Here is a 6,000-nt window from a genome sequence, read left to right as displayed (position 1 = left end):
CTCAAATAATCTTCAAATCCGTATTATAGAATTTTCTACTTAATTTTATATGTTTTAACTAATATTATTCAATATACTTGATTTTTTTCTAAAATGCTCTTTTATTCTTTTTTATTAAAATATTTTATGAAAAATTTATTATATTTATAAAAAATTAAAATAAAATAATTAAATAAAACAATTTTTTTATTTAATTTTAATTATTTTATTAATATAAACAAAAATAGAGCATTAACCTTTTGGTTAATACTCTATTTTTATTATCTATCTCAATCTATTAGTATTTATTTTTAAAATTATTCTTGAGTTGCAAGTTTTTTATAAGTTTCTAATCTTTCTTTAGCATCTTTTTCTGTTTTCTCAAATAATGCCTCTGCAGCTTCTGGGAATGCTTTAGCTAAAGCAGCATATCTAACCTCTCCCATTAAGAATTCTCTAAAGTTAGCTTTTGGTTCTCTTGAATCTAAATTAAATGGATTCTTACCTGCATCTTTTAATTGTGGATTATATCTGTATAATGCCCAGTATCCGCAATCAACAGCTTTCTTAGCCTCTAATTGAGAATTTGCCATACCAGCTTTTAATCCGTGGCTAATACATGGTGCATAAGCTATTATTAATGATGGTCCTTTATAAGCTTCTGCTTCTGCTATAGCTTTAAGAGTTTGATTTTTATCTGCTCCCATTGAAATTTGAGCAACATATACATAACCATAGCTCATAGCCATCATTCCAAGATCTTTTTTCTTAGTTCTCTTACCTGCGGCAGCAAATTTAGCTATTGCAGCAGTTGGTGTTGATTTTGAACTTTGACCACCAGTATTTGAATAAATTTCTGTATCAAATACAAATATATTTACATCATCTCCTGATGCTAATACATGGTCTACTCCACCATATCCAATATCATAAGCCCAACCGTCTCCTCCGAAGATCCATTGTGATCTCTTAACTAAATAATCACTATCTTTTAGGATTTCTTTAGCAAATTCATTGCTTTCATTTTGTAATGCAGCAATTACAGCAGCAGCTCTTTCTCTAGTTCCATCTCCATTATCTACATTATCTATCCAATCTTCTAAAGCAACTTTAGTAGTTTCACTTACTCCAGCTTCTATTGCTTTTTTAGCTGTTACAACTAATCTTTCTCTTATTGATTGAACTCCAAGGAACATACCTAATCCAAACTCAGCATTATCTTCAAATAATGAGTTAGCCCAAGCTGGTCCATGACCATTATGGTTAGTAGTATATGGTGTTGAAGGAGCTGATCCTCCCCAGATTGATGAACATCCAGTAGCATTAGCTATCATCATTCTGTCTCCAAATAATTGAGTTATTACTTTAGCATATGGAGTTTCTCCACAACCTGCACAAGCACCTGAAAACTCGAATAATGGTTGTTCAAATTGACTACCTTTAACTGTATTTTTGTTCATTGGATTTTTCTTAGGAGTTACATCATTTACACAATAATCCCAAGTCTTAATTTGATCATGTTGAGTCTCTTGTGGTTTCATAACTAAAGCTTTTTCTTTAGCTGGGCAAACTTGAGCACAATTTCCACATCCTGTACAATCTAAAGGACTTACAGCAATTGTGAAGTTCATTGGTTCTTCAGTTTTTAATGCTTTAGCTACAACTGTCTTAGTACCTTCTGGTGCATTTTCTTTTTCAGCATCTGTTAATAAGAATGGTCTTATTGTAGCATGTGGACATACAAATGCACATTGGTTACATTGGATACAGTTTTCTGGAATCCATTCAGGAACATTTATAGCTATTCCTCTCTTTTCGTAAGCTGCTGTACCTTGCTCAAAAGTACCATCTTCCATTCCCATTTCTACGAAAGCTGAAACTGGAAGTTTATCTCCTTCTAGTCTATTGATTGGCTCAACAATCTTAGTTATAAATTCTGGTTTAACTTGCTCTTCTACTTTAACTTCAACATCTTTAGCAGTAGACCAATCAGCTGGAATTTCTATTTTAACTAATGCATCTATTCCTTTATCTATAGCTGCATGGTTCATATCAACAACATGTTGACCTTTTTTACCATATGATTTAACAACAGCATCTTTTAAGTATTTAACAGCATCCTCTACTGGGATTATATTAGCTAATTTAAAGAATGCAGATTGCATTATCATATTTATTCTTCCACCAAGACCAACTTCTTGAGCTATCTTAACAGCATTTAATGTATAGAACTCAATATTGTTCTCAGCAATGAATTTCTTATATGAAGCTGGTAATTTTTCATTTAATTCTTCTGGAGTCCAGATAGTATTTAATAGGAACTTACCATTTTTCTTTAATCCTTCTAATACAAAATATTTGTAAACATATGATTGATTATGGCAAGCAATAAAATCTGCTTTATTTATTAAATATGGTGATTTTATTGGCTTTTTACCAAATCTTAAGTGAGATATAGTAACTCCACCTGATTTTTTAGAATCATATGCAAAGTAACCTTGAGCATACATATCTGTATGATCTCCGATAATTTTTATAGCTGACTTATTAGCTCCAACTGTTCCGTCAGATCCTAATCCCCAGAACTTACAAGCTTTAGTTCCTTCTGGAGTTGTATCTATATCTGTTTTTACTTCTAATGAAGTATTAGTTATATCATCAACTATACTTAATGTAAATCCATCTTTTGGCTCATCTTTAGATAAGTTTTCATATACTGTAGCTATATCAGCTGGTAAAGTATCTTTTGAACCTAATCCAAATCTTCCTCCAACTATTACAGGAGCATTTTCTTTTCCATAGAATGCATTTTTAACATCTAAGAATAATGGTTCTCCTGAACAACCTGGTTCTTTTGTTCTATCTAAAACAGCAATTTTCTTAGCTGTACTTGGTATTACTTTTATTAATCTCTCATTTGAGAATGGTCTATATAATCTTACCTTCACAAGACCAACTTTATTTCCATTAGCATTTAAATAATCAACTGTTTCTTCTATAACATCAGTTACTGATCCCATTGCAACTATAACTCTATCAGCATCTGCTGCTCCATAGTAATCAAAACAATTGTATTCTCTTCCTGTTAATTTTGTGATTTCAGCCATATAACTTTCTACTATTTCTGGTACTGCATCATAGAATTTATTAACTGCTTCTCTTTCTTGGAAGTAGATATCAGGGTTTTGAGCTGTACCTCTTGTTACAGGATGGTTTGGATTTAAAGCTCTTCTTCTGAATGCATCAACTTCATTCATATCCACTAAAGCTTTTAATTCATCATATTCAATTACTTCAACTTTTTGTATTTCATGTGAAGTTCTGAATCCATCAAAGAAATTTAAAAATGGAACTCTTGATTTAATAGATGCTAAATGAGCAACTGCTGATAAGTCCATAACTTCTTGAACTGATCCTTCTGCAAGCATAGCAAATCCTGTTTGTCTTGCAGCCATAACGTCTTGATGGTCACCAAAAATACTTAATGATGAAGTAGCTAAAGCTCTTGCTGATACATGGAATACTGATGGTAATAACTCACCAGCTATTTTATACATATTTGGTATCATTAATAATAAACCTTGAGAAGCTGTAAAAGTAGTTGTTAAAGCTCCTGCTTGTAATGAACCATGAACTGCTCCAGCAGCCCCTGCCTCTGATTGCATTTCCATTACTTTAACTGGTTGACCAAATATATTCTTTTGTCCTTTAGCACTCCACTCATCAACTAATTCTGCCATTGGTGATGAAGGTGTTATTGGGAATATAGCAGCAACGTCTGTAAATGCATAAGCAATATGTGCAGCAGCTGTATTACCATCCATTGTTTTCATTTTCCTAATTGTCATTTGGCTGACACCTCTTTCTGAAATATTGTATTTATTTTAAATATTTGATAACTAAATTATTATTCAATTAACTTTCTAGCTAGATTTCTAGCAACAATTAAATCACTATCTGAAGGTGATTCTTTAACAGCTAATTGACCTAAAACATTGAAACCATAATTATTCATTCTTTTAACCCAATCATCCATAAATTTTCCATCATCCCATCCATAAGATCCGAATAATATTATTTTTTTATTATTATTTGGTAAAAGCTTAAATTCATTTATAAAAGGTTCCATTTCATATTGTTCAATTCTGTTATTGTCCATAGAAGGGCTTCCAAAAGCTACTGCATCAGCTTCTGTAACATCTGAAATCTCAGCATCCCCTACACTTTTGATTTTTACATCAGCTCCAGCTGATTTTAATTCTTCTAATATGGTATTAGCAATAACTTCTACATTTCCGCCACTGCTCCAATAAATAATTGAAATTTTTTTCATAACAAATACACCTCATTAATTATAAAAATTAATAATTCCCCATGAATAACTCTTTCTTTTTACTCAACATTTTTAATTATACTCTTTGGAAATTATTTTTCAAGTTTCATATTTTAATATATTTAAGTATATTTTAGTTAAAAAACAATCTTAACCCAATCTACTCTTTTATTCTAGTTTTAATTCGTTAATTCTCGTTTTTTTCAAATAACTATTATTCTTTAATAGAGTCTTTTATAATCTTTAAAATATTCTGAATTCCATTTCCTAAATTACTATTTTGCATATTTGAAATATATTTACTTTTTTCTTTAACAACTTCTTGTACTGATTTTAGTAATATATTAGGAGTTAAATCTTCTTCTTGAATAACCTTTGAATAACCACATTTTTCAAAAGAAGTTGCATTTAAAACTTGATCACCTCTAGAAGCATTTGCAGATAATGGAATAAGTATATTAGGTTTTTTTAATACTAATAATTCAAATATTGTATTAGCACCAGCTCTTGAAATAACAATATTTGAAAGATCCATTAAATCTGGTAATTCTTTTGAAACATATTCAAACTGTTTATATCCTTCTATATTCTTTAAAGAATTATCTATATTACCCTTTCCACATATATGAATTATATTAAAATCCTTAAGTAAATCCTTTAATACACTTCTTATATTTTCATTTATAATTTTAGAACCTAAACTTCCCCCAATAATCATTAACACCATTTTATTTTGCCTAAAATTACAAAAATTATTTGCTTTTACTTTATTTCCTTTTAACAACTCATCTCTAATTGGAGTTCCTGTTAAAACTCCTTTATTTTCCTTTATATATTTTAAACTTTCTGGAAAAGTAACACATAATTTATCACAAAAAGGTGATGCCATTTTGTTTGCTAATCCTGGCGTCATATCAGATTCATGAGATATAACTGGTATTTTTCTCATTGATGCTGCCATCACCACTGGAACTGTTACAAATCCACCTTTTGAAAAAATAACATCTGGTTTTTCCTTTTTTAATATTTTTAATGCATCATAAACACCTTTTAAAACTTTAAATGGATCTGTAAAATTTTTCACATCAAAATATCTTCTAAGTTTCCCAGAAGATATTCCATAATAAGGAATATTGGCTTTTGTTATTATTTCTTTTTCTATACCTTCTTTACTTCCAATATACTTTATTTCAAATCCTTCTTCTAATAATTTAGGTACTAATGCTAAATTAGGTGTTACATGACCTGCTGATCCTCCACCTGTCATTATTATTTTATATTTACTCAAAATATCATCTCCTTTATATTTATTTCTTATATTAATGAACTATTTACCATATATTCCTCAATTTTTCTCTCATAATTATTTTACAAACGGACAATATAATAATGCAAACTTAATTACAAGGAGGTTTTCAAAATGGCACAATTAGTACCAGAAGCAAAACAAGGATTATCAAAATTCAAAAATGAAGTAGCTAGTGAAATGGGAGTACCATTCTCAGAGTATAATGGAAATCTTTCTTCAAAGCAATGTGGTAGCGTTGGTGGAGAAATGGTTAAAAGAATGGTAGAAAAATACGAGCAAGGCCTATAAAATTATTTTAATAGGACTAAAATTTAAAAACTTAATATTAAGTATTATAGTTAATTATGCCTAACTATAATGCAACATGTGAAGTGGATTA

At 29.8% G+C, this 6,000-nt stretch carries 4 protein-coding genes; 1 reads left to right on the top strand and 3 read right to left on the bottom strand.

What is annotated here, in order from left to right; genetic code table 11:
- Positions 1-296 precede the first annotated feature (296 nt).
- From nifJ to GBZ86_RS00970, 3 genes are all read right to left on the bottom strand, one after another.
- The gene (gene nifJ, locus GBZ86_RS00980) at positions 297-3,821 is read right to left on the bottom strand and encodes a pyruvate:ferredoxin (flavodoxin) oxidoreductase (protein WP_327443465.1); all 3,525 of its coding nucleotides are present in this window, start codon (positions 3,819-3,821) and stop codon (positions 297-299) included.
- A 65-nt stretch (positions 3,822-3,886) separates the two neighbouring features.
- Entirely contained in the window at positions 3,887-4,312 is a 426-nt protein-coding gene (locus tag GBZ86_RS00975; protein ID WP_152886885.1) for a flavodoxin, read from the bottom strand.
- A gap of 214 nt (positions 4,313-4,526) precedes the next feature.
- Positions 4,527-5,600 (bottom strand): undecaprenyldiphospho-muramoylpentapeptide beta-N-acetylglucosaminyltransferase, encoded by a 1,074-nt coding sequence (locus tag GBZ86_RS00970; protein ID WP_152886883.1) that lies wholly within the window; start codon positions 5,598-5,600, stop codon positions 4,527-4,529.
- Positions 5,601-5,732: 132 nt separating this feature from the next.
- On the opposite strand from GBZ86_RS00970, the gene GBZ86_RS00965 reads away from it, so the two are divergent.
- Positions 5,733-5,909 (top strand): alpha/beta-type small acid-soluble spore protein, encoded by a 177-nt coding sequence (locus GBZ86_RS00965; RefSeq protein ID WP_152886881.1) that lies wholly within the window; start codon positions 5,733-5,735, stop codon positions 5,907-5,909.
- Positions 5,910-6,000: the final 91 nt, after the last annotated feature.

Origin of the sequence: Clostridium tarantellae, assembly GCF_009295725.1 — a bacterium.
Taxonomy (GTDB): Bacteria; Bacillota; Clostridia; order Clostridiales; family Clostridiaceae; genus Sarcina; species Sarcina tarantellae.
The sequence above is the reverse complement of the archived record's forward strand: the minus strand, read 5'-3'. Positions and strand labels throughout refer to the sequence as shown.

Excerpts from the sequence above, each read along its gene's own strand:
- GBZ86_RS00975 (WP_152886885.1), bottom strand. The coding sequence starts at position 4,312 with ATGAAAAAAATTTCAATTATTTATTGGAGCAGTGGCGGAAATGTAGAA.
- GBZ86_RS00965 (WP_152886881.1), top strand. The coding sequence starts at position 5,733 with ATGGCACAATTAGTACCAGAAGCAAAACAAGGATTATCAAAATTCAAA.